The sequence below is a fragment of the Streptomyces spiralis genome (assembly GCF_014654675.1).
Classification (GTDB): domain Bacteria; phylum Actinomycetota; class Actinomycetes; order Streptomycetales; family Streptomycetaceae; genus Streptomyces; species Streptomyces spiralis.
In genome coordinates this window covers 1-20,786 of sequence record NZ_BNBC01000037.1, presented here as the reverse complement: position 1 = coordinate 20,786, position 20,786 = coordinate 1, and the positions used below count along the sequence as shown (strand labels likewise).

Genomic DNA, 20,786 nt, shown 5'->3' with positions numbered 1-20,786 from the left:
GTCGTGCCCTCTTCCCGTAGGACGGATTCGACCGCACAAGTGCCGAGGCGTCGCCGGCGGCCGGGGATGTCGGGCGGCACACTGCCGTCGGCAGTGCCCCGGCGGGCCATCCCCGCGCCGGGACGGAGACTCACACGGCCTTGAATCCGTGCAGGGCGGTGACACATCGGTGCACGGTCTGCGCGTGCCCGAACAGCCCCGGAAGTCCGCCGGAGTGGAGGAACACGGTGCGCTCGCCCCGTCGGACGTCACCGTCCCGTACCGCCTGGATCAGACCGGCCATGGCGCGTCCGCTGTAGACGGGATCCAGGACAATGCCCTCCAGGGTCGCGGCAGTCCGCATGGCCTCGAGGACAGGCTCGTTCAGGACTCCGTATCCTGCGCCCACCTGATCCGTCCGGATGCGGAGCGCTCCCGGGGTGACGCTGCGTCCGGTGAGACCACCCGCGAAGCCGGCCACAGCAGAGGCGGGCTCGGACACCGCCCCGCAGTGCACGCCCAGCACACGCTCCTCCCCCAGCGCGCCGATCAGTCCCGCCATGGTGCCGCCGGAGCCCACTGCCACCACGACGTGCCGCGCCTCAGGGAGTTGCACGAGCAGTTCGTTGCCGCCGTCGACGTAGCCCCGGGCCCCGAGGGAACTCGAGCCGCCGAACGGGATCAGATACGGGCGCGCTCCCTCCCGGCGCAACTGCTCGCACACGTCCTCGGCGGCCTGGGCCAGCGTGCCGGGTTCGCCGTCACCGGCCCAGAAGATCCTCGCTCCGAACAGGCCGTCCAGAACCAGGTTGCCGGATCCGCCCGTGGCGCTCTCCGGGAAAGACGAGTACGACGTCCAAGCCGAGGCGCGCTCCGGCTGCCGCGGTAAGACGGGCGTGGTTGCTCTGGGCGGCACCGGTGGTGACCAGTGTGTCCGCGCCTTCCGCGAGGGCTCCTCCCACGGTCCACTCCAGCTTGCGGACCTTGTTGCCCCCGCCTCCCAGGCCCGTGAGGTCGTCCCGTTTGACCCACAGATCACCCTCCCCCAGCCCCAGTGCCCGCGCCAGCCTGGGCATCGGCTCGAGTGGTGTCGGCCATGTCGACAGAGCGATCTTGCCGCTCATGGAACCTCCAGGTCGTGAAGAAGATGCCCCCGGCGGGGGGCATTGGGGGCGGGCAGCAGCGCCTGCCCCGTTCAGGACGGGCTTCGACGATGACCGTGCAGAAGCCGGCTTCCCACGGCACGCCGTCCACCCCGAGCGGCCACGGCCCCGGGCGTCCGGCAGACGCCCGGGGTCGCCGACGCCTCAGTGGCCGGCGCTCTGGCCGCCGTCGACGTGCAGGATCTCACCCGTGACGAAGGGGGCATTCTCGAGGTAGACGACCGCGTCGACGATGTCGCCCACCTCGCCCATCCGGCCGACCGGGTGCAGCGCCGCAAGGGTCTCGTGGTACTCCTGCGGGTGCATGGGCGTCTTGATGACGCCCAGCGAGACGGCGTTGCTGCGAATGCCGCGGGTGGCGTACTCGATGGCCAGCGCCTTGGTGGCGGACTGCAGACCGCCCTTGGTCAGGGAGGCCAGGACCGAGGGGACGGCGGAGTGGGCGTGGTCGACCAGACTGGTGGTGATCTGCACGACGTGCCCGCCTCCCTGACGGGCCATCTGCTCGACGGCGAGCTGGGTGATGCGGAAGAACCCGGTCAGGTTGATGCCGGTGACGGCGTCGTAGTCCTCCTGTGTGTACTCGGTGAACGGCTTGGCGACGAAGATGCCCGCGTTGTTGACCAGGGTGTCGATGCGACCGAAGCGCTCGAGTCCCGCGGCGATGACACGCTCCGCGGTGGCCGGGTCGGCTATGTCGCCCCGCACGGTGAGGACGTCGGCGTCCTGTGAGGCGGCGATGCTGCGCGACGTCGCGACCACGGAGTAGCCGAGCTTGCGGTAGGCGTCCACCAGCCCGGCGCCGATGCCCTGCGACGCACCGGTGACGACGGCGACCTTCTGACCGGAAATACTCATGATGACCTTCTTTACCGAGAGTGACGACAACCGACATGGTGAGTCGGTGGAGCCGAAACTAGTCGACCGGTCGTCAAAATGCCAGAACGCTTCCCGGAGCCACGCGCCGGCGGCAGGGCTCGCACCTGCGGTGGGAGATTTTGCCTACCAAGTGGGAGACAACAGGTCATGGAAGACCTGCGACTTTCCGCCGCCGCCGATGAGGGACTGGGAGGTTCTGCCTCCCAGGTGGGAGTTTTCCGGTCGTGGTCCGGTGCCGGCGACAGGCGCATCATGGGCGTCGGAAGGTCCGGGGAACGGGCTCCGGCGTCAGTTGTGATCGCCTTCCCACCTGCTCCGGAACTCTCGCGGACTCGTCGGCCCATGGGCCAGGGCCTCCGGACGGGGTCGAGGCCCGGATCAACAAGCTGTGTCCGCGACGCGGGCGACCCGGAGGCACGTGATGAACCGCTACGGTCCTGGAACGGGCACACTCACCGTGACGGTGTTCGTCTTCCCAGGGGTACGGCTGCTCGATGTGACCGGCCCCATCGAGGTGTTCGCCTCGGCGAACGAGTTCGGCGGGCGCTATCGCGTACGGACCGTGTCCGAGGACGGAGCGGAGGTGATCACCTCCGCTGGGACCCGCATCAGTGCTGACCTCTCCGTCGATGATGTACGTGAACCGTGCGATGTTCTGCTGATCCCGGGCGGTCCGCAATGGGAAACGCTGGTCAAGGACGACGCGTTCTTGGACAGCGTCCGGCGGCTGCACGAGAAGGCCCGCTGCACGGCATCGGTGTGCACGGGAGCGTTTCTCCTGTCCGCGGCCGGACTACTGGATGGGCGTCGTGCCACAACACACTGGAGGCACGCACAGCAACTGGCCCTGCGTTTCCCCTCCGTGCGGGTCGAACCGGACGCGATCTTCGTGCGGGACGGGCGCATGATGACCTCGGCAGGCGTCAGTGCGGGCATCGACCTGTCCCTGGCGCTCGTCGAAGATCACTACGGTGCGGAGGTTGCCCGAGCGGTCGCCAAGGACATGGTCGTCTTCATGCAACGACCGGGCGGCCAGTCGCAGTTCAGCGTCCGCTCCCAGGTCCCGCACACCCGCCAGGCGGCGCTTCGCCGGGTGCTGGACGAGGTCGCCGAGAACCCCGGGGGCAACCACACACTGTCGGCCATGGCACGCAGAGCAGGCGTCAGCGTCCGTCACGTGACCCGGCTCTTCTACGAAGAGGTGGGCACAACTCCGGCCCGGTACGTGGAGCAGGTCCGGCTGGAGGCTGCCCAGGTGCTGCTGGAGACGGGTGACGACTCCATGCCCGTGGTGGCGCGGCGTACAGGGTTCGGCTCACCCGAGTCGCTGCGCAGAGCATTTGTGCGGCACTTGGGTGTCACGCCGGGTGCGTTCCGGGCCGGTTTCCGTACGACCGGCGTGGGCGGGACGGATTCGGTGTCCGAGGCAGTGTCGCGCTGATCGACGGTATGGACCGCCGAGCACGGCGAACCTTGAGCGGCCAGTGCGTCCCGCGATGCGGCACCGCCAAGCGTGGTCGCGGCACGCGGGTGCGCCCATGCGCGGCTCTCGCTGTTCGTCCTGGGCCGCGTGGGGATCGGTATGGTCTGCTGTGCTGTGCCGACCGCGGCCGGACGTCTGACAGCCCTCGGCTCTCCACCCACCGGGGGCAGGCGGTGGCACGGCACTGACGCCCCGGCTCCCAACGAGCGGACCAAGTCGAACATGCGGACCCCCCTCGGATGTGGCCGAGGGGGGTCCGCAACAGCGGGTCGCGTGCTGTACCGCGGGAGCCCGCCTTCCGCTCCGTGACAATCGGCGTGGTCAGCGGAAAGCGGATGCCACGAGATTCCTCTGCTCGCCGGTATGCCGTCGGGCGGAGCCACCGGCCGGGGCCGACGCCTGCGGGCGGCTGACGCATTCGACAGGACGGTTGGCCGGCCGTTGCACGTACGGCCTCACAAAGGACCAGGCTCCTTGGTTCTCCGGCTCCTCCTGCACCCATCGCACCTCGGCGTCGGCCGGGAAACGGGCGAGTTCCGCGCTGAGCTCCTGCTCCGGGAACGGGTGGAGACGCTCCACGCGGAGGATCGCGGTGTCCGTCAGACCGGAGCTTCGCCGGTGCGCGTCCAGGTCGTAGAAGATCTTCCCCGAGCACACCAGCACGCGCCCGACCCGAGCGGCATCGGCCGTCTCGTCCGGCACGACCGCGCGGAACCCGCCCGTGGTGAACTCCGTCAGCGTGGAGGTGGCTGCCTTGGAACGCAACATCGACTTCGGAGTGAACACCACCAGTGGCCTCCTGTGCTCGCCGAGCGCTTGCTGCCTGAGCAGGTGGAAGTAGTTGCCCGGCAGCGAGGGCATCGCGACGGTCATGTTCCCCTGCGCACACAGCTGGAGGAACCGCTCGATCCTCCCGGAGGAGTGGTCCGGTCCCTGTCCCTCCAGGCCGTGCGGCAGCAGCAGCGTCACCCCGGAGCGCTGCCCCCACTTCTGTTCGGACGAGGCGATGTACTCGTCGACGACGGTCTGGGCACCGTTGGCGAAGTCCCCGAACTGGGCCTCCCACAGCACCAGAGCGTCGGGCCGTGCCAGGGAGTAGCCGTATTCGAAGGCCAGCGCCGCCAGTTCGGACAGCATCGAGTCGTAGGGTGAGAACCGCGCGGCTCGCCCGCCGAGGGAGCTCAGCGGCGTGTATTCCTCGCCGGTGCGCCGGTCGGTGAGCACGGCGTGCCGTTGCCCGAACGTGCCGCGGCGGGAGTCCTGCCCGGCCAGCCGCACCGGAATCCCGTCCAGCAGCAGGGAGCCGAGGGCGAGAGTTTCTGCGGTGGCCCAGTCGATCGTTCCCGCATCCAGCATCGCGGTACGTCTCTGCAGCTGCGGCAGAACGCGCGGGTGCACCGTGAACCCCTGCGGCAAACCGGTCTGGGACGCGATGACCTGCCGGGCGGTCGCCTCCGTGATCGCGGTGCTCAGGTGAGGGGCCGCGCCACCCTCGGCGTGCACGGGGACGGCGCGCTCCGTGGAGTGGTCGGGCACCGGCACCGCCTGGGTCTCGACGAAGGCCCGATCGAGGCGCTGCCGGTAGTCCCGCAGGGCGCCTTCCACCTGCCGTTCGTCGATGTCTCCTCGGCGGACCAGCGCCTCGGCGTACAGCTTGCGCACGGAGGGCCGGGCATGGATGCGGTCGTACAGCGCCGGCTGGGTGATGGACGGATCATCGACCTCGCTGTGTCCGTGGCGCCGGTAGCAGATGAGATCGATGACGACGTCCTTGTGGAACGTCTGCCGGTAGTCGAAGGCCCACCGTGCGACGCGGACGACGGCCTCGGGGTCGTCTCCGTTGACGTGGAAGATCGGGGCCTCGATGGTCTTTGCCACATCGGTGGCGTATGTGCTCGAGCGGCCGTGGGCCGGTGCGGTCGTGAAGCCGAGTTGGTTGTTGACGACGATGTGGACCGTCCCGCCGGTGCGGTAGCCGGGCAGCTGCGACATGTTCAGCGTCTCGCCGACCACGCCCTGACCGGCGAAAGCGGCATCCCCGTGGACGACGACGGGCAGGACGGAGAAGGTTTCGCCACCGCCTGTGGCCAGCTCCTGCTTGGCGCGGACCACTCCCTGGGCGACCGGCCCGACGATCTCCAGATGCGAGGGGTTCGCCACGACGGAGACGGCGATGGTCCCGCCGTCCACGGCACGGTAGGTCCCTTCCGCCCCGAGGTGGTACTTCACATCCCCGGATCCCTGGACCGAACGGATGTCCGCCGCATCCTCGAACTCGTGGAAGATCTCCGCGTAGGACTTGCCGACGATGTTGGCCAGCACATTGAGCCGGCCGCGGTGTGCCATACCGATGACGGCTTCCTTCGCCCCCTGCTTGATGGAGCGGCGCAGCAGGGCGTCCAGCAGCACGATCGCGGACTCGCCGCCTTCAAGCGAATAGCGTTTCTGGCCCACGTATTTGGTGTGCAGGAACGTCTCGAACGCCTCTGCCGCGCCCAGCCGGTAGAGGATCTGCAGTTGTTCGGCGCGGTCCGGCCGGGGGTGAGGCGATTCGATCCGCTGCTGGACCCAGTGACGTTCTTCCGAGCTTTGTATGTGCATGTACTGGGTGCCGACCGTCCGGCAGTAGGACTCCCGGAGGACCTGCAGAACGTCGCGAAGACTCATGGTCGCCTGCCCGGCGAAGCCGTCGACGACGAACGTCCTGTCCAGATCGTCGTCGCCGAGCTGGAACGCCGCGATGTCGAGCTCCGGGCGTGCGACCACCGGCTCCGTCGTGAGCGGGTCGGTGTCGGCCACAAGATGGCCCCGCACCCGGTACGCGTGGACGAGCGCAGCAACGCGGACCGCCTTGACCGCCGCCTCGTTCGCACTGTCACCGACAGTCGTCGAGTCGCTCCGCTCGCGCCGGGCGGACACCGGGGTCCCGGAGGAGAAGAAGTCCCTCCATGTCTGGTCGACCGACCCTGGATCGTTCAGGTACCGCTCGTACTGTTCGTCCACGAGCCATTCGTTGAGGCCGAATTCCAGCCCATTCAGCACCGGCTGTCCGGCGCGGGATTGCGACTCCACGATGTGGATCGCCTTCTTTCCTCATTGCATACGACCAATGACGGACGCGGCGGGTCCTGCTGATCAGCCGAATCCTGCCCAAGACGCCGCTGGTATCTGGCGTCCGCCGAGGAAGGGAACTGCCCGACCGCGTCGCACCGTCCACGGTATGACGTCGCAGGCGGCGAGAAAGACACCGAATGTGCCATGACGGCGGCACATGAGGACATCGCATCAAGCGGCCGGATTGTGCGTGGAATGCTGCCACTGCCCAGCTGAGGCCCGCACACCGGGTACCGCGCGTTGCGATCCGACGGCGTGCGTACGTCATCAGCACCGCTCACGTCTCACACGAACAGGCAGGACGACAGGCATGTCCGCGAACGACCACCTCGACTGTCTCAGACCAGAACTCGTCGTCATCCCGTGCGGCAGCCGCAAACTGAGCGCGCCGGCACCGGCGGCGGACATGTACGTCGGCTCCTACCACCGGGCATGCCGCAAGGCGGCTGACGCGCTGCAATCCGAGCGGCTGCTCATTCTCTCCGCACGCCACGGGCTGCTCGACCTCGACGAGGTCATCGAGCCGTACGACACACCCCATGGAGCAGCCGACGCCATAACCGCCGAGGTTCTTCTGGAACAGGCGACTCGGCGCGGCATCGTGTTCCTCGACCCCGTGGTGGCGCTCGGCGGGGCACGACACGTGGACCTCGTCCGCGCCATCTGGCCGCACGCCCGGACGCCGCTGGCCGGAGCAGGCGGCATGGGTCAGCAAATGGCCCGCCTGGCAGCGTTGCGCAAGGAGTGGACGGGCATCTGACGACAGGCCGCATGTGATCGCCACAAGACCGCCCGGCCGTCGGCGGGGACCGAACCGGCCGGCGCCGCGGACACGCATCCACCATGGGCCGGGCGCTCCCCTAGCGTCGCACGAACGAGCTGCCCGGATCATCTGTCGACCGGGCCCGACGGCACTGCGCTGCCGTCGGGCCCGGTCGACTTCGCTCATGGGCCGGCGCGCCCGCGGGGGACGTGGTCAGTGCCGCCTTCAGCTGCGCGTACACCTCGAGCGCCGCGCGGAGCAGGCCCGCCGTGAAAGGGGCTGCCTGCTGCTCAGCCCTCCTCGTGTGCCAGCGTCAGATCGAAGACGCCCTGGCCGCTGCCGTCGAGAGAAAGGGGCATGGCCTGAGCCGGATATCCCGCAGCCACGACGGTGTAGCGGTCTCCGGCAAGGTCGGTGAAGGCGTAGGAGCCGTCCGCGGCGGTCAGCGTCACGCCGACGACGTCGCCCGCCGGATCGATGAGAGTGACACGTGCCTCCGGGATCGGGCGGCCGCCGGCGGTGGTACGGACGGTGCCCCGGAGCTCGGTCGCCCCGTCGAACGGCCCCTCCGGTTCGACGCCCCGCCGGCGCGCGTGCGCGGCCACGGACCGGAGCGACATATGCCTGGCGGCATGGCGCAGGGAGTGGCCGGCCACCACCACCCAGGCGATGACGAGCAGCCCGTAGAACACCACGGCGACCCAGATCAACATGTCCAAACCGGTCCGCGCCGCGAGGGCGCAGGTGGCAGTCACGCAGGCACCCACCGGGAAGATGAAGGACCACCATGTGGGCGCGAAAGGCAGCCCGGCCCGGATCGTCCGTACCGTCAGCCCCGTGGCCAGCACGACCCACAGCATGGCGAAGCCCCACACCACAATCCCGCCCAGCAACGCGAACACCGCGGTGCCCCGCGCGTAGGGCGCGGGCAGGGCGCCCGGCGCCGCAGTCGCCAGCGCGCCGAGCGCCGTCACCGACTGGCCCAACGCCCCCGCCCCGATCCACACCGTGGGCACCGCCGTACCAGCGGGTGCCTCGTGGTGCACCAGCCGACCGTAGATCATGGCCAGCACCAGCAGGGTGGCGACCAGGCCGAGCCCGAGCATCGCGTAGCAGCCCAGCAGCAGGGCGAGCCGTGGCTGCCCCGCCGGTGCATGAGGGACGAGCAGTGCACCCGTCGCGGCCGAAACCATCGGCGGCACCACCGGCATCAGCCAGCCTCCGAACGCGGCGTCCGGCCCGAAGCGGTGCCGTGTGACCATCAGATAAGGCACCGTGCATGCCGTGACAAGACCGAGTACGGTGCCGAGCGACCACAGCACCCAGTCCACGTCCAGCGCCGCCTCGGGCCCGATGAGCCGACGGCCGAGCAGAAGAGCCCCGGCGCCCACCGTGAGCAGCGCCATCGGTGCCGCGCCGAAGAACTGGGCCATCACCGGATCACCGGCATGCAACCGGAGCGCCCGCTGTCGGAGGTAACCGACGGCCAGCAGTATCAGCAGGAGCGCAGCCCCCAGCCAGACCACCGTGGCGGCAGCCAGCAGTCCGTGGAATCTCCATGGCAGGGTGACCGCAGCATCGGCGACGATGCCGGTGCCCATCACGGCTGCGAACCAACTGGGGCCGAGGAGCGGACGACTCGTTCTGTCTGCCGTAGGCGCCGAAGGGCCGGCGCACGGGGAATCATTCATTCCCCGAACCCTATGGTCGGGTCGGGGCAGCACTGTCGATCATGTCCTGATGTAAGCGCCGCATGGCACACATCGAGCGCCTGACACAGTGGGGAGGCCCTCGAAGAACCGGACCAGTCGGCCGGTCGCCGGGAGCCCGGCATGACCCCGTTGTCAGACACAGCGCCTCAGGCCGACCGAGCCTCGCCGGCCGCCCGCAGACGGTCGCCCGGACAGCCGGTCGCCCGGACAGACGGACAACGCCGGTCCACTCATGCCGCGCTGATCACCGCCGAGCAGGGCAAGGTCCGCGCGGACGCACTGGCCGAGGTGGCCCGGGGTCTGGAGATCGTCGATCGTGTCGTTCCGGACGCTGGGTCACCGCCGCGAGGGCGGCGGTGTTCTCAGGGGCGTGCGTTCGCTCGTGCGCTGATCGAGCACGGCGCGAGCGTCGCAGCCGCTCAGCCGCGGACTCCGCACCTGGTAGGTCGGGCCTCTCACCACGCGTAGCATGACTGAGGTGGAACTGCGCCAGTTGCGGTACTTCCTCGCGGTCGCCGAGGAGCTGAACTTCGGGCGGGCCGCCGGCCGGCTCCTGATCGCCGGCCCGTCCTTGTCCCAACAGATCAAGGCGCTGGAGCGCGACCTCGGGGTGCGTCTGTTCGACCGGGACCGCCGCTCGGTCGCCCTCACACCGGCTGGAGCGGCACTCCTCCCGCACGTCCGCTCCCTGCTGGACAGTGCCGACGACCTCCGCAACCGAGCGGCGAAAATGGCGGGCTCCGAGCCGGTCCGCCTCGGCTACGTCAGTTGGCTGCCCGCGGACCTCACCGCGCGGACCTCCACCGTGGCGCGCGTGCACGTCGATGCCTGGGTCGCGCCCTCGCACACGCAAGCCGCGCGGGTCGCGGATGGCGGCCTGGATCTCGCGGTGTGCTGGGTCCGCCAGGAGGATCTGGACGAACTGGGTCTCAACGCCCGGCTTGTCGGCGCCGATCGCCTGTACGCGGTCTCCGTCGGCCATGACGAGGCCGAGGTTCGTGCCCGTGACGTCGTCGTCCTGCTGGACGGCGATGCCACCGCCTGGTCCTCCTGGAACGCCTACGCCGAGCAGCTTGCCCGCGACACCGGCGCCCGGACGGCTCACATTTCCGACGGCGGCATCACCGGTCCGACGTTCTTCGACCACGTACGTCGATCGCGCGCGCCGATCCTCAACTCTCCGAAGGCGCAGACCACCCAGCTCCCACGCGAACTGGTCGCACGCCCCGTGGTAGAGCCGAAGGTCTACTGGACCTGGTCCCTGGTGTGGCGGCGCGGCGAGACGCGCCCGGCGGTGCTGAACACCGTGGGCGCGCTCACCGACGGCCTCGGTGACTTCGGCATTCACGACCCTGACGCCTGGCTTCCGGAAGGCGACCCGTACAGGCAATAGGCACCCCGACGATCCTTCATGCTGGTCAATTGATTTCGTTGATTTCCTGTCGCTCCCGACATCGCTGATGCGACATGAAGGCAGAAACACGGCATGCGTGCCACCACGCCGGGAACCCATGGACAGCAGGTCGGCGTCGTCGGCCTGGGCCCCATGGGCATGAGCTTCGCCTACGACCTCGGCCGAGCCCTGAGCGGCCGGGGAGAGAGCCACCCGGGAGCGGACGTCGGCCATCCGCAACTCGCCCGCGACGCCGCGCAGGTGCCCTACGGCACGGCTGTCACCGCCCGGGTTCGAATCACCGGCTTGACTGGTGACGACTTGCATGGAACAGTCACCTCACACCCCGCACCAGCCAGACCGGTGACGGTTCCCGGGCGGGGGCTCCTGCGACAGACACCTCTGCCTTCACACCCGTACGACGGAGTATTCACATGATCAGCAGGCGTACGTTCAGCAAGACCGCCGGCCTGGGCACCGGTGCGGCCGCGCTCTCGCTCGTCGGCCTCCAGGGCCTCCCGCACGCCTCCGCCGCCCCACGCAAGGCCGGCGGCACACCGACGCCGACCGTTCCCGCGCTGACGCCCGGCACACACACCTCCTTCGCCAAGCTCAGGCATGTCAGGGCCGGCGTGCTGGACGTCGGCTACGCCGAGGCCGGACCCGCCCACGGCCCGGCCGTGATCTGCCTGCACGGCTGGCCCTACGACATCCACAGCTACGTCGACGTCGCCCCACTCCTGGCCGAGCAGGGCTACCGCGTCATCGTGCCCTACCTCCGCGGTCACGGCTCGACGCGCTTCCTCTCCTCCCGGACGTTCCGCAACGCCCAGCAGTCGGCGATCGCGCTCGACATCATCGCCCTGATGGACGCCCTCAAGATCGAGAACGCCCTTCTCGCCGGCTTCGACTGGGGTTCGCGCACCGCCGACATCATCGCCGCCCTCTGGCCCGAACGCGTCAAGGGACTGGTGTCGGTGAGCGGATACCTCATCACCAACGTCGACGCACAGAAGAAGCCACTGGCTCCCGCAGCCGAACACACCTGGTGGTACCAGTTCTACTTCGCAACCGAGCGGGGCCGCCTCGCCATGGAGGACAAGACGGACCGGCACGACCTGTGCCGCTTGGTCTGGGACACCGTCTCCCCCACCTGGCACTTCGACGACGCCACTTTCGAGCGCACCGCCCGGGCCTTCGAGAACCCGGACTACGCGGCCATCGTGATCCACAACTACCGCTGGCGGCTCGGCCTCGCCGACGGCGAACGCCGCTACGACCGCTACGAGAAGCAGCTCGCCACGCGCCCCACCATCAGCGTCCCCACCATCACCCTCGATCCCGAACGCGACCCGTTCACCGCGCCCGGCAACGGCGCCTCCTACCGCGACCGTTTCGTCGGCCCGTACGAGCACCGGACGCTGTCGGGCATCGGTCACAACCTGCCGCAAGAGGCTCCCACGGCCTTCGCCCAGGCCGTCGTGGACGTGGACCGTTTCTGAAGTCAGGCGGTTGTCGACGCGGCGGCAGTGAGCATTTCGAGGGAGACCTGCCACAGGTGGGCTGCCCGCTCGGGGTCCACGGCGTGGGCCGCCACTCCCCGGCGAATCCCGGGCCGGTGTGGGCCGGCCTCGTTGCAGTCCTCGAAGTAGCGGCCGGTCACGCCGTCGACCAGGGGGGAGGCGGCGAGCAGTACCGAGGTGGCGGCGCCCTGCGGGATGTCCTTCCAGGACACGTCGGTGCTGGCGGCCTCGAAGGAGGTCGGGCTGTTGGAGACGTCCCCGATGTGGCGGCCGAGCCGGGTGGAGGTGATGCGGCCGGGGTTGAGGGCGTTGACGGCGATCAGGTCGGACGCCCAGCGGCGGCCGGCCTCGACGGCGAACAGGACGTTGGCGGTCTTGGACTGGCTGTAGGCCGCCCAAGGGTCGTAGGGGTGCCGTTCGAAGTTGATGTCGTCGAAGAGCACGTCGCCATTGACGTGACCCACGGAACTGACAACGACCACGCGCGCCCCGTGGGCGGCTGCCAGGGCGTCGTGCAGGCCGGTGGCGAGGGCGAAGTGCCCGAGGTGGTTGGTGGCGAACTGAAGCTCCCAACCCTCCTTCGTCCGCTCCAGAGGTGAGGCCATCACACCGGCGTTGAGCACCAGCATGTGCAGCGGGCCGTGCCACGTCTCCACGAATGAGCGCACCGAGGCCAGGTCGGTGAGGTCGAGCAGCGCGGCGTGCACGCTTCCCGGGCCGCTCTCCGGCGTGATCTCCTGGGCGACGTGCGCCCCGGCGGCCAGGTCGCGGACGCCTATGGTGACCTCGGCGCCCGCGGCGGCCAGGACACGGGCGGTTTCGCGTCCGATTCCGGAGGCTGCGCCGGTGACGACGGCTCGCCTGCCCCCGAGGTCGACGCCTGCCAGCACCTCGGCGGCGGTCGTCCGGGCCCCGAAGGGGGTGGTGATCAGGTTGTCGGTCATGAGGTGCTCCAGGAAGGCGGTGAAGGGGCGGCGTGCGCACCGGCCGGTGGCGCGCGGGCAGGGTGGCGCCGTACTCTCGCATCCGGAACCGGTTCCGGTTCGCTCGCGACACTAAGCGGAACTGGTTCCGCTTGCAAGTACGGGACGATGGGAGTGTGGTTTGACCGGCAACAACGGGAGCGCGGTGGGGCGCCCCAGGTCCCTGCGCGCCGACGCGCAGCGCAACGAGGACCGGGTCCTCGAGGCAGCGGCTGCGGCGTTCGCCCGCGAAGGAGCAGGGGCCTCGGTCAAGGACATCGCCCGCGCGGCCGGCGTCGGCGTCGGCACGCTCTACCGCCGGTTTCCCTCCAAGGAACTGCTGATCGAGGCGATCTACCGGCACGAAGTGCAGCGCCTGTGCGATTCGGCCCCGCGCCTGGTGGCCACGCAGCCACCAGTGGACGCCTTGCGGACATGGATGGAGCACTTCATCGACTTCATGACCGCCAAGGAAGCCATGGCCGACGCGCTGCGCGTGGTGCTGACCGACGATGGCGAGAAGATGAACACCCGGGCCCTGCTCACCGATGCCATCGCGCACCTGCTTGCCGCAGGGGAGGGTCAGTCCCCGGCCCACGCCGGAGTCGACGCCCGGGATGTGCTCATGGCCCTCGGCGGGATAAGCCTCATGACCTCGAGCGAGGGACGGCGCGATCTCGCCACCCGGCTCATCGACCTGCTCCTGCACGGCATCGTGAAACCCTGCCCGGGCCCGTCAGGGCGCTGAGAAGAACGTCCATCGTCGATTCGGGCATCCGCCCCGCGGCCACTGATCGTCACGGACGCCGGGGACCGACGGGAACGAGAGTTCCCAGCGGACACCGTCCTCGCGGCGCACGGCGACCACTTCGGCATCGTCCTGGACCGTGTGCCCGAACTCAGGGCGCGTGCCTCACACCTGAGAACTCCTAACAGAATGGCGTTTCTGTCCTTGGGATGTGGCCACCTGATGGGCTGTTGACCTGCACATGAGAAGGGGCGAGCAGCCGCCGTGGATCGTGTCGGACGAGTTGTGGTCGCGGATCCAGCCGTTGCTGCCGGTGGCGCCGCGCCGTGCCGATCACCCTGGCCGTAAGCGCCTGGACGACCGGAAGGTGCTGTCGGGCATCCTGTTCGTGCTGTACACCGGCATTCCGTGGGAGTTCCTGCCGCAGGAGCTGGGCTTCGGTTCCGGCATGACGTGCTGGCGGCGCCTGCGTCTCTGGAACGACGCGGGTGTGTGGCAGCGTCTGCACGAGTCGCTCCTGGCTGAACTGAACGCCGCAGGCGCGCTGGACTGGTCGAGGGCGGTGATCGACGGCTCGCACGTCAGGGCGCTCAAAGGCGGCCCAAAACAGGACCGAGTGCGGTCGACCGTGCCCGAACAGGATCCAAGCACCATCTGATCACCGAAGGGCACGGCATCCCGCTGGCGGTATCGGTGACCGGCGGAAACCGCAACGACGTCACCCAACTCGTCCCCCTGATCCAGGCCGTCCCGCCCGTACGCGGCCGACGAGGGCGGCCCCGACAGCGACCGGTCGCGCTCTACGCCGACCGCGGCTACGACCACGACAAGTACCGCAAGCAGGTCCGGGCCCTGGGGATCACCCTCGTCATCGCCCGCCGCGGCACCGACCACGGCTCAGGTCCGGGCGTCCACCGGTGGGTGGTCGAGCAGAGCTACGCGCTGCTGCACTGGTTCCGCCGGTTACGCATCCGCTGGGAAATCCACGACGACATCCACAAGGCCTTCCTCAGCCTGGCCTGCAGCGTCATCTGCCGGCGCCGAGTGAAGAAGCTTTCACTTCGTTAGGAGTTCCAAGACTTCGTCGCCGACGGCCTCGTCATCGTTCGACCACGGCAGGCGAACCCCGTCCCATGACGGCGGAGATCCGCCTTGGCTGCGCTGGACAGCCTCAGGCCGGCCACATTCGTTCGACAGACGCCGGCGCCCGCACCGACTCGCCTCCGGCCCCGGGACCAAATGGGGCCGAAGGGATGGAACACCAGGACGGGACACATTCGCGTTGTCCGCCCGAAGGTCGGGCCCTGCGGCGTCCGGTACGTGCGATCGCAAGGGGCCGGAGCGTCCTCGACGGGGTCCCCTGCTTCCCGGAGAAGTACAGCCACTGTGGCCACGTGAGCGTCTGAAACAACCTGTAACACCTTGTTAACTGACGTCCAGTTAGGTAGGTCGCGCTCCCCTCTCACATCCCGAGAGAGAGCGTCGACGCTCATGGGATCGCTCCCATGAGGGAGCTACTGGAAGGAGTCTCGTGGCTACGAGCAGACGAACCCAGCGACGGAGGCTGGCCATACCCCTGCTGGCCTTCGTCCTGGCCGGCGGCGGCACGGTCGCCACCGCGGGTACGGCAACGGCGGCAGCCGCCGAGCCGGACACCTCGGTGGGCAACGGTGTCAGCTCTGGACTGCGACCCGGCGGAGATCGGGTCGACCTGACCGGGGGCGCCGGCCGGTTCAGACCTCGCCAGACCGGTGAGTCCGATGCGAAACACAAGCAAAAGCCCTCCGGCCGCACTCCGTACATTGTGCAACTCGCCGAGGAACCGGTGGCGACGTACACGGGCCGGCTCTCAGGGCTGGCCCGGACCCGCCCGGCGCCGGGCGAGCCGCTGGAATCGCAGTCGGGGGCGGCGAAGGCGTACCGGAAGCACCTCGGCACCCGGCGGACGGCCGTGGCCAAAGCAGCCGGCCTCACGGTCAACGAGGTCTACACCACGGCCTTCAACGGATTCTCCGCCACGCTGACCGCCGCTCAGGTCGAGGAACTGAAGGCGGACAAGCGGGTCCGCTCGGTCACCAAGTCCCAGGTGGTCGGCACCAGCCAGGCGTCTCTTGGTGACACCACGCCGCAGCCGACGACCGGCACCGCGACGGGCACCGCCGGAACAGCGAGGACTGGGGCGTCGACCACCGGCGCCCGGGCAACCGACTCGCCGGCGGCCGGCGCGCAGAAGTCCGCCGCGCGGAAGCCGGGCAGAAGCACCGGCGCCGGGACCGTGATCGGCGTCCTGGACACCGGGATCTGGCCGGAGAGCCCGTCGTTCGCCAAGCGGATATCGACGGCCCCGGCGGGCTGGCACGGCACCTGCCAGACCGGCTACACCTTCGCCGCCCAGCACTGCAACGGCAAGATCGTCGGCGCCCGGTACTTCGCCGACACCTACCTCGCGGCGTCGGGTGGCACGCTGCCCGAGGGTGAGGTGCTCTCCCCCCGGGACATGGTCGGGCACGGTACGCACACGGCGTCCACCGCGGCCGGCCTGCCCGTCGACAACGTCACCATCTCGGGGCGGAACTTCGGTTCGATCTCCGGTGTGGCCCCGGACGCGCAGATCGCCGTCTACAAGGTCCTCTGGGGCGGCTCGGGATACGACGCCGACATCATCGCGGGCATCGACGCGGCGGTCGCCGACGGCGTACAGGTGCTCAACTACTCGATCGGGACGCAGTTCGGGGACAGCGAGCCCAACACCCCGATCGGCCAGGCCTTCCTCAACGCCACGCTGGCCGGAGTCTTCGTCACGGCCGCGGCCGGCAACTCCGGCTTCAGCAGCGCGGTCAGCAACACCCAGCCGTGGGTCACCACCGTCGGCGCGGCGGTGACCTACGTGAACGAGGGAACCGTCCGGCTCGGCGACGGCACCTCGATCACCGGCGCCTCGCTGGACGTGCTCCCCGGCGGCCGATCCCTGCCGCTGGTCTTCGGCGAGCAGGCCGGCACACTGGAGGAGGGGTCGGCGTACTGCGAGCCGGGCAGTCTGGACGCGGCGAAGGTGAAGGGCAAGGTGGTCGCCTGCGCCCTGGACAGCCCCTACGGCGCGGTGGAGGAGCTCAAGGCCAAACACGCGGCGGCAATGGTCCTCTTCGACCCCAATGGCAACTTCCGGGTCAACAGCATCTACGACTTCCCGGTGCTCTATCTGAACACCAGGGACCAGGCCGGCAAGATCTTCAACTACCTGATGAGGCACCCGGCCGACGGCACCGCACTGCTCACTTCGAGCAGCCACGGCTCCGGTGCCCCACGTGTGCCGACCATCGCGGACTACTCTGCGACCGGCCCGGACAAGATGCACCCCGGGCTGATGAAGCCCGACCTGGTCGCCCCCGGAAGCGACATCATCGCGGCCGTCTCCCCGCCGGGAAACTTCGGCCGGCAGTACGACGCGTACTCGGGGACCTCGATGGCGGCCCCGCACGTAGCCGGTGAGGCCGCGATCCTGCGGGCCGAGCATCCCGGCTGGACGCCCGGCGCGGTCGCCTCGGCGTTGCACACCACAGCCAGCACCGTGGGCAACACCAGCCCGCTGGCCCAGGGCAGCGGGCTGCCGTCGCTGAAGCGGGCCGGCGATCCGGGACTGGTCATCGAGCCGGACGCCAAGAGTCTGACCGCCTTCAGCGAAGCGGCTCAGCCCGACGGCCGCGAGCTGAACCTGCCGTCGATCGGGCTGCGTGATTACGACGGCACCAAGCCGGTGGTGCTGACCCGCAAGCTGACCAACGTCGACAGCAAGCGCGAGACGTACCATGCCTCGACGAGCGGGCTGGAGGGCATGCAGGTGAGCCTCGCACCAGCAACGGTGACGGTGGCACCGGGTGAAACCGCCACGGTCACCATCACGCTGCGGCGCGGCAGCGCACCGTGGGACCGCTACGTCACCGGCGCGATCACCTGGCGCGGCACCGACCACCAGGTACGGATCCCGGTCGCCGCGCGCCCGTGGGGCATCTCGCCCCGGCAGTACGACGACAACCTGGAAGAGTTCGGCCGGCTCGCCGACGGCACCTACGGCATGTTCGAGCCGGGCTTCACCGGCCCGGTCTCCGGCCGGTCGACCGGCTACGCCCCCATGCAGCGGGAGTCGTACTCGATGCAGACCGGGGTCAGCGGCGGGGTCTTCGACCGGAAGGCCCTCGGAGTACAGGCGCACTCCTTCAAGGTGCCGGCGGGCAGCGCCGGAATCGTCGTGGACACCGCGACCGACGACCCGGACACCAACCTCGACCTCTGGCTGTACAAGGGCGACAAGCTGGTCTACCGGAGCGCCGCCAGCTGGAGCAGCTCCGAGCGGGCCTGGGTCTTCATGCCGGAAGCGGGCACGTACACGGCGTATGTCTTCGCACAGGACTCCGGTAGCCCGGTCGCCGACTACCGGCTCGGCCACGTCGTCCTCAGCCGTAACGGCCACTACACGCCGGCGACGCTGGAACTGCCGACCGCAGTGGAGCGCGGCACGACACCGCAGTACAAACTGCGGCCGGGTGCTCCGCTGACGCCTGACGTCGAGTACTGGGCGTACACCGAGCTCCGCACCAAGGGGCAGGTGATTCCAGGCCAGTTGGTGTCCACGAACCAGTACTCCTGGGAGTGACGCGGTAACCCCAGCCAGCCGTGGCTCCCAAGTGGCCGGTGGGGCGGAACCGAGCGGCTCCCGCCCCACCGGTTCGCTCACGTCCCGGAGTCCACGGAGCCGGCATCCTGCTCCTCGGCGCAACGGCACAGCGAGTCGTGCGCCGCAGGCCCCCGCGGCCAGCCGGGCGGTACGAGCGGCGGCTCCACCAGGGCGCACTTCTTCTGTCACTCGGCGGAACCTGGACCTTTCGAGGGTTCATCCGGTGATCGAGAGGAGCCGCAACTGCCCGGGGAGCAATGCTCAAGACCTGTGGAGCAAGCTCGGGGAGCACGCGGAGGTTCCCTGATCGACGAGATCGTCCGTGAAGGCGCCAGGCGGATGCTCGCCGCCGCGCTGGCGGCGAAGTCAGCGCCGACATAGGCAATTGACCGACGAGCGGGACGAGACGGGCCGGCGCCTGGTCGTCCGCAACGGCTACCTCACGCCGAGGAAGGTCACCACCGCGGCCGGGGCGGTCGAGGTGCGAGCGCCGCGCGTGAACGACAAGCGCGTCGATGAGACCACAGGCGAGCGCAAGCGGTTCGCTTCGGTGATCTCGCGCCCTGGTGCCGTAAGTCCCGGAAGAGGCAGCGGGGTGCTGCCCTTGAGCTACCTGCACGGACCGTCCTCGGGGGACTTCGTGCCCGCTCCCGGAGAAGACGCCCGGCCAGTTCCTCCGGCATCCGCGCGACGTCCGCGCGGATTCACCGGGTCAGCTCGGCCGGGTCGCCGACGAAACCCCCGCGCCGGCCGGTAAGGGGGCGGACCGGGGCGCTGCGGCCGCTTCGTCGAACCGACGGATCCTCACCAAGCCCCGCACCGATCCCGCCCGCGCGACCGGCCTGCTGCGCGCCCTGTTCGTCCTGACGCACTGACCTTGAGCGAAGCCCGGCCACCAGAGGCCTTGCCACCGCCTCTGGCCAACTGTCGCTGAAGGTCAGCAATCCAGGGGGCGGATGACCTGTGACAGCGAACCTTGCCCGATTGCCACCGAAGATTGATTGACGACGGTTCGTGCCATCGAAGATTGACTGCGCAGGTCAAGGATGCCGCGACCGGTCTGTTTCGATGACGTCCGGTGCGACTACGCCCGGCTGTTCCTCGCCCCTTGGACGCCGTTTTGCCGGAGCGGCAACAGGAGTGGCGTGACCGTGCCACGATGGGTGACGTTGGACCCGTGACCGACAACATCACAGCGGGATCGCCCGCGTCTGACACTTCCTTTCCTGGCGACGGATACGTCGGAGACCCCGCGGTGCGGGCGGAGTGGGACAACCGATACGCCGATCGACAACAGCTGTGGAGCGGCCAGCCCAACGGTGCGCTCGTGGCCGAGGTCGCCGGGCTCACGCCCGGGCGGGTGCTCGACGTCGGCTGCGGCGAGGGCGCGGACGCCGTCTGGCTCGCGCGCGGCGGCTGGGACGTGACCGCTCTCGAGGTCTCGGGCGTGGCGCTGGAGCGGGCGGCCGGGCACGCGCGGGACGCAGGCGTCGCCGTTCGCTGGGTACACGCCGCGCTGACGGAAGCGGCGCTCCCGCCAGCCTCCTTCGACCTGGTCTCCGCGCAGTATCCAGCCCTGCTGCGCACCCCCGACGCCGCAGCCGAGCGAGCGCTGCTCGCGGCCGTCGCGCCCGGCGGCGTGCTGCTGCTCGTACACCACGCGGGGATGGACACCCAGCAGGCGCACGACAGCGGCTTCGATCCGGCTGACTACGTCTGGCCCTCGATGGTCGCCGCCCTGCTCACCGATGACTGGAAGGTGGAGGTGAACGAGCAGCGACCACGCGTGGCACCCGACGGCGGCGCCGGCGCGCACCATACCGACGACCTGGTGCTGCGTGCGCGACGGCTGCACTGAGCCCCTCCGCTCACAAGAGGCCCGGCATCTGGGCAGACTGGATGACCGAGCCACCGAAAACGGGCTGCGGCCTCTCATGGATCAAGGGTGTTCTCGCTACTTCGAAACCGCGCAGTCGTTCCGGCTCGGGTGCCGATGAGTCCGCCTCAGCGCCCTGCCCCGCTCCCCACCCGGGAGGCGCTGATCGAGGCCGCCTACCGCAACGAACTGAGCCGGCTGTGCGACGCCGCCCCCGACCTCCTGGCGGCCATGCCGCCACACGAGGCGCTTCGCGCCTGGATGGGGCGCTTCATCGACTACGCCACCGCGAAACTGGGAATGGCCGAGGCCCTGCGCGCAGTCGTCGACTCCGGCGTCAACCCCTACGCCCAGAGTCGCGAGCTGATCATGAACGCCCTCACCTCGCTCATGGACGCCGCGACCGCAGCCGGGACCATCCGGTCGGACTTGACGTGCTCCATGGCCTAAAGTCCAGGGATTCCGGCCTGGGTCGTCTGACCCTTCCGGGGGCTTCCTGCTTCACCGCGCTGTGCGGGC

Annotated in this window: 14 protein-coding genes and 2 pseudogenes; 10 read left to right on the top strand and 6 right to left on the bottom strand. The window is 69.5% G+C overall.

Going from position 1 to position 20,786, the window contains the following annotated elements; all coding sequences use genetic code 11:
• Nucleotides 1–130: 130 nt before the first annotated feature.
• The 3 genes from IE318_RS46370 to IE318_RS30870 all read right to left on the bottom strand — a co-directional run bounded on the left by IE318_RS46370 (nt 131) and on the right by IE318_RS30870 (nt 2,000).
• The gene (locus tag IE318_RS46370; protein ID WP_308438605.1) at nt 131–757 is read right to left on the bottom strand and encodes a pyridoxal-phosphate dependent enzyme; all 627 of its coding nucleotides are present in this window, start codon (nt 755–757) and stop codon (nt 131–133) included.
• Nucleotides 741–1,055 (bottom strand): pyridoxal-phosphate dependent enzyme, encoded by a 315-nt coding sequence (locus tag IE318_RS46365; RefSeq protein ID WP_308438604.1) that lies wholly within the window; start codon nt 1,053–1,055, stop codon nt 741–743. The genes IE318_RS46370 and IE318_RS46365 overlap by 17 nt, the downstream gene beginning before the upstream one ends.
• Nucleotides 1,056–1,286: 231 nt before the next feature.
• The gene (locus IE318_RS30870) at nt 1,287–2,000 is read right to left on the bottom strand and encodes an SDR family NAD(P)-dependent oxidoreductase (RefSeq protein ID WP_189905622.1); all 714 of its coding nucleotides are present in this window, start codon (nt 1,998–2,000) and stop codon (nt 1,287–1,289) included.
• Between the two features lie 442 nt (nt 2,001–2,442).
• Here IE318_RS30870 and IE318_RS30865 point away from each other — a divergent pair, with 442 nt between their 5' ends.
• Nucleotides 2,443–3,462: a GlxA family transcriptional regulator gene (locus IE318_RS30865; RefSeq protein ID WP_189905620.1), complete on the top strand. Its 1,020-nt coding sequence runs from the start codon at nt 2,443–2,445 to the stop codon at nt 3,460–3,462.
• 363 nt (nt 3,463–3,825) lie between these two features.
• Here IE318_RS30865 and IE318_RS30860 read toward each other — a convergent pair whose 3' ends face one another.
• Nucleotides 3,826–6,576: a multifunctional oxoglutarate decarboxylase/oxoglutarate dehydrogenase thiamine pyrophosphate-binding subunit/dihydrolipoyllysine-residue succinyltransferase subunit gene (locus tag IE318_RS30860; protein ID WP_373311329.1), complete on the bottom strand. Its 2,751-nt coding sequence runs from the start codon at nt 6,574–6,576 to the stop codon at nt 3,826–3,828.
• A 352-nt stretch (nt 6,577–6,928) separates the two neighbouring features.
• Here IE318_RS30860 and IE318_RS30855 point away from each other — a divergent pair, with 352 nt between their 5' ends.
• Entirely contained in the window at nt 6,929–7,378 is a 450-nt protein-coding gene (locus tag IE318_RS30855) for a DUF6884 domain-containing protein (protein WP_189905618.1), read from the top strand.
• Between the two features lie 293 nt (nt 7,379–7,671).
• Here IE318_RS30855 and IE318_RS30850 read toward each other — a convergent pair whose 3' ends face one another.
• A complete protein-coding gene (locus tag IE318_RS30850) occupies nt 7,672–8,982 on the bottom strand; it encodes an SLAC1 family transporter (RefSeq protein WP_229903842.1) in 1,311 nt (436 codons plus the stop codon).
• A 580-nt stretch (nt 8,983–9,562) separates the two neighbouring features.
• On the opposite strand from IE318_RS30850, the gene IE318_RS30845 reads away from it, so the two are divergent.
• Together IE318_RS30845 and IE318_RS30840 are read left to right on the top strand one after the other, a co-directional pair.
• Nucleotides 9,563–10,486: a LysR family transcriptional regulator gene (locus IE318_RS30845; protein ID WP_189905614.1), complete on the top strand. Its 924-nt coding sequence runs from the start codon at nt 9,563–9,565 to the stop codon at nt 10,484–10,486.
• A 434-nt stretch (nt 10,487–10,920) separates the two neighbouring features.
• A complete protein-coding gene (locus tag IE318_RS30840; RefSeq protein ID WP_189905612.1) occupies nt 10,921–11,988 on the top strand; it encodes an alpha/beta fold hydrolase in 1,068 nt (355 codons plus the stop codon).
• A 2-nt stretch (nt 11,989–11,990) separates the two neighbouring features.
• On the opposite strand, the gene IE318_RS30835 is transcribed toward IE318_RS30840, so the two are convergent.
• Entirely contained in the window at nt 11,991–12,953 is a 963-nt protein-coding gene (locus IE318_RS30835) for an SDR family NAD(P)-dependent oxidoreductase (RefSeq protein WP_189905610.1), read from the bottom strand.
• 160 nt (nt 12,954–13,113) lie between these two features.
• Here IE318_RS30835 and IE318_RS30830 point away from each other — a divergent pair, with 160 nt between their 5' ends.
• The 6 genes and pseudogenes from IE318_RS30830 to IE318_RS30810 form a co-directional block, all read left to right on the top strand.
• The gene (locus IE318_RS30830) at nt 13,114–13,719 is read left to right on the top strand and encodes a TetR/AcrR family transcriptional regulator (protein WP_229903841.1); all 606 of its coding nucleotides are present in this window, start codon (nt 13,114–13,116) and stop codon (nt 13,717–13,719) included.
• Nucleotides 13,720–13,960: 241 nt separating this feature from the next.
• Nucleotides 13,961–14,787 (top strand): IS5 family transposase gene (locus IE318_RS30825; RefSeq protein ID WP_229903840.1). Its coding sequence is split into 2 segments (ribosomal slippage): nt 13,961–14,321 and nt 14,321–14,787, totalling 828 coding nucleotides; the frame shifts between segments, so codons are not numbered across the junction.
• Between the two features lie 463 nt (nt 14,788–15,250).
• Nucleotides 15,251–18,370, top strand: a complete 3,120-nt coding sequence (locus IE318_RS30820) for a S8 family serine peptidase (RefSeq protein ID WP_189905608.1) — start codon at nt 15,251–15,253, stop codon at nt 18,368–18,370.
• A 264-nt stretch (nt 18,371–18,634) separates the two neighbouring features.
• Nucleotides 18,635–19,040, top strand: a pseudogene (locus tag IE318_RS45360) (IS256 family transposase); the annotation flags it as partial.
• A gap of 528 nt (nt 19,041–19,568) precedes the next feature.
• The gene (locus tag IE318_RS30815; protein WP_189905606.1) at nt 19,569–20,249 is read left to right on the top strand and encodes a class I SAM-dependent methyltransferase; all 681 of its coding nucleotides are present in this window, start codon (nt 19,569–19,571) and stop codon (nt 20,247–20,249) included.
• A gap of 165 nt (nt 20,250–20,414) precedes the next feature.
• A pseudogene (locus IE318_RS30810) lies at nt 20,415–20,699 on the top strand (SbtR family transcriptional regulator); the annotation flags it as partial.
• Nucleotides 20,700–20,786 lie beyond the last annotated feature (87 nt).

What these genes read in the sequence shown, in the direction of transcription:
- IE318_RS30865 (WP_189905620.1), top strand. Translation starts at nt 2,443, where the DNA reads ATGAACCGCTACGGTCCTGGAACGGGCACACTCACCGTGACGGTGTTC.
- IE318_RS30840 (WP_189905612.1), top strand. Translation starts at nt 10,921, where the DNA reads ATGATCAGCAGGCGTACGTTCAGCAAGACCGCCGGCCTGGGCACCGGT.
- IE318_RS30850 (WP_229903842.1), bottom strand. Translation starts at nt 8,982, where the DNA reads ATGGGCACCGGCATCGTCGCCGATGCTGCGGTCACCCTGCCATGGAGA.
- IE318_RS30835 (WP_189905610.1), bottom strand. Translation starts at nt 12,953, where the DNA reads ATGACCGACAACCTGATCACCACCCCCTTCGGGGCCCGGACGACCGCC.
- IE318_RS30845 (WP_189905614.1), top strand. Translation starts at nt 9,563, where the DNA reads ATGACTGAGGTGGAACTGCGCCAGTTGCGGTACTTCCTCGCGGTCGCC.
- IE318_RS30855 (WP_189905618.1), top strand. Translation starts at nt 6,929, where the DNA reads ATGTCCGCGAACGACCACCTCGACTGTCTCAGACCAGAACTCGTCGTC.
- IE318_RS46365 (WP_308438604.1), bottom strand. Translation starts at nt 1,055, where the DNA reads ATGCCCAGGCTGGCGCGGGCACTGGGGCTGGGGGAGGGTGATCTGTGG.
- IE318_RS30870 (WP_189905622.1), bottom strand. Translation starts at nt 2,000, where the DNA reads ATGAGTATTTCCGGTCAGAAGGTCGCCGTCGTCACCGGTGCGTCGCAG.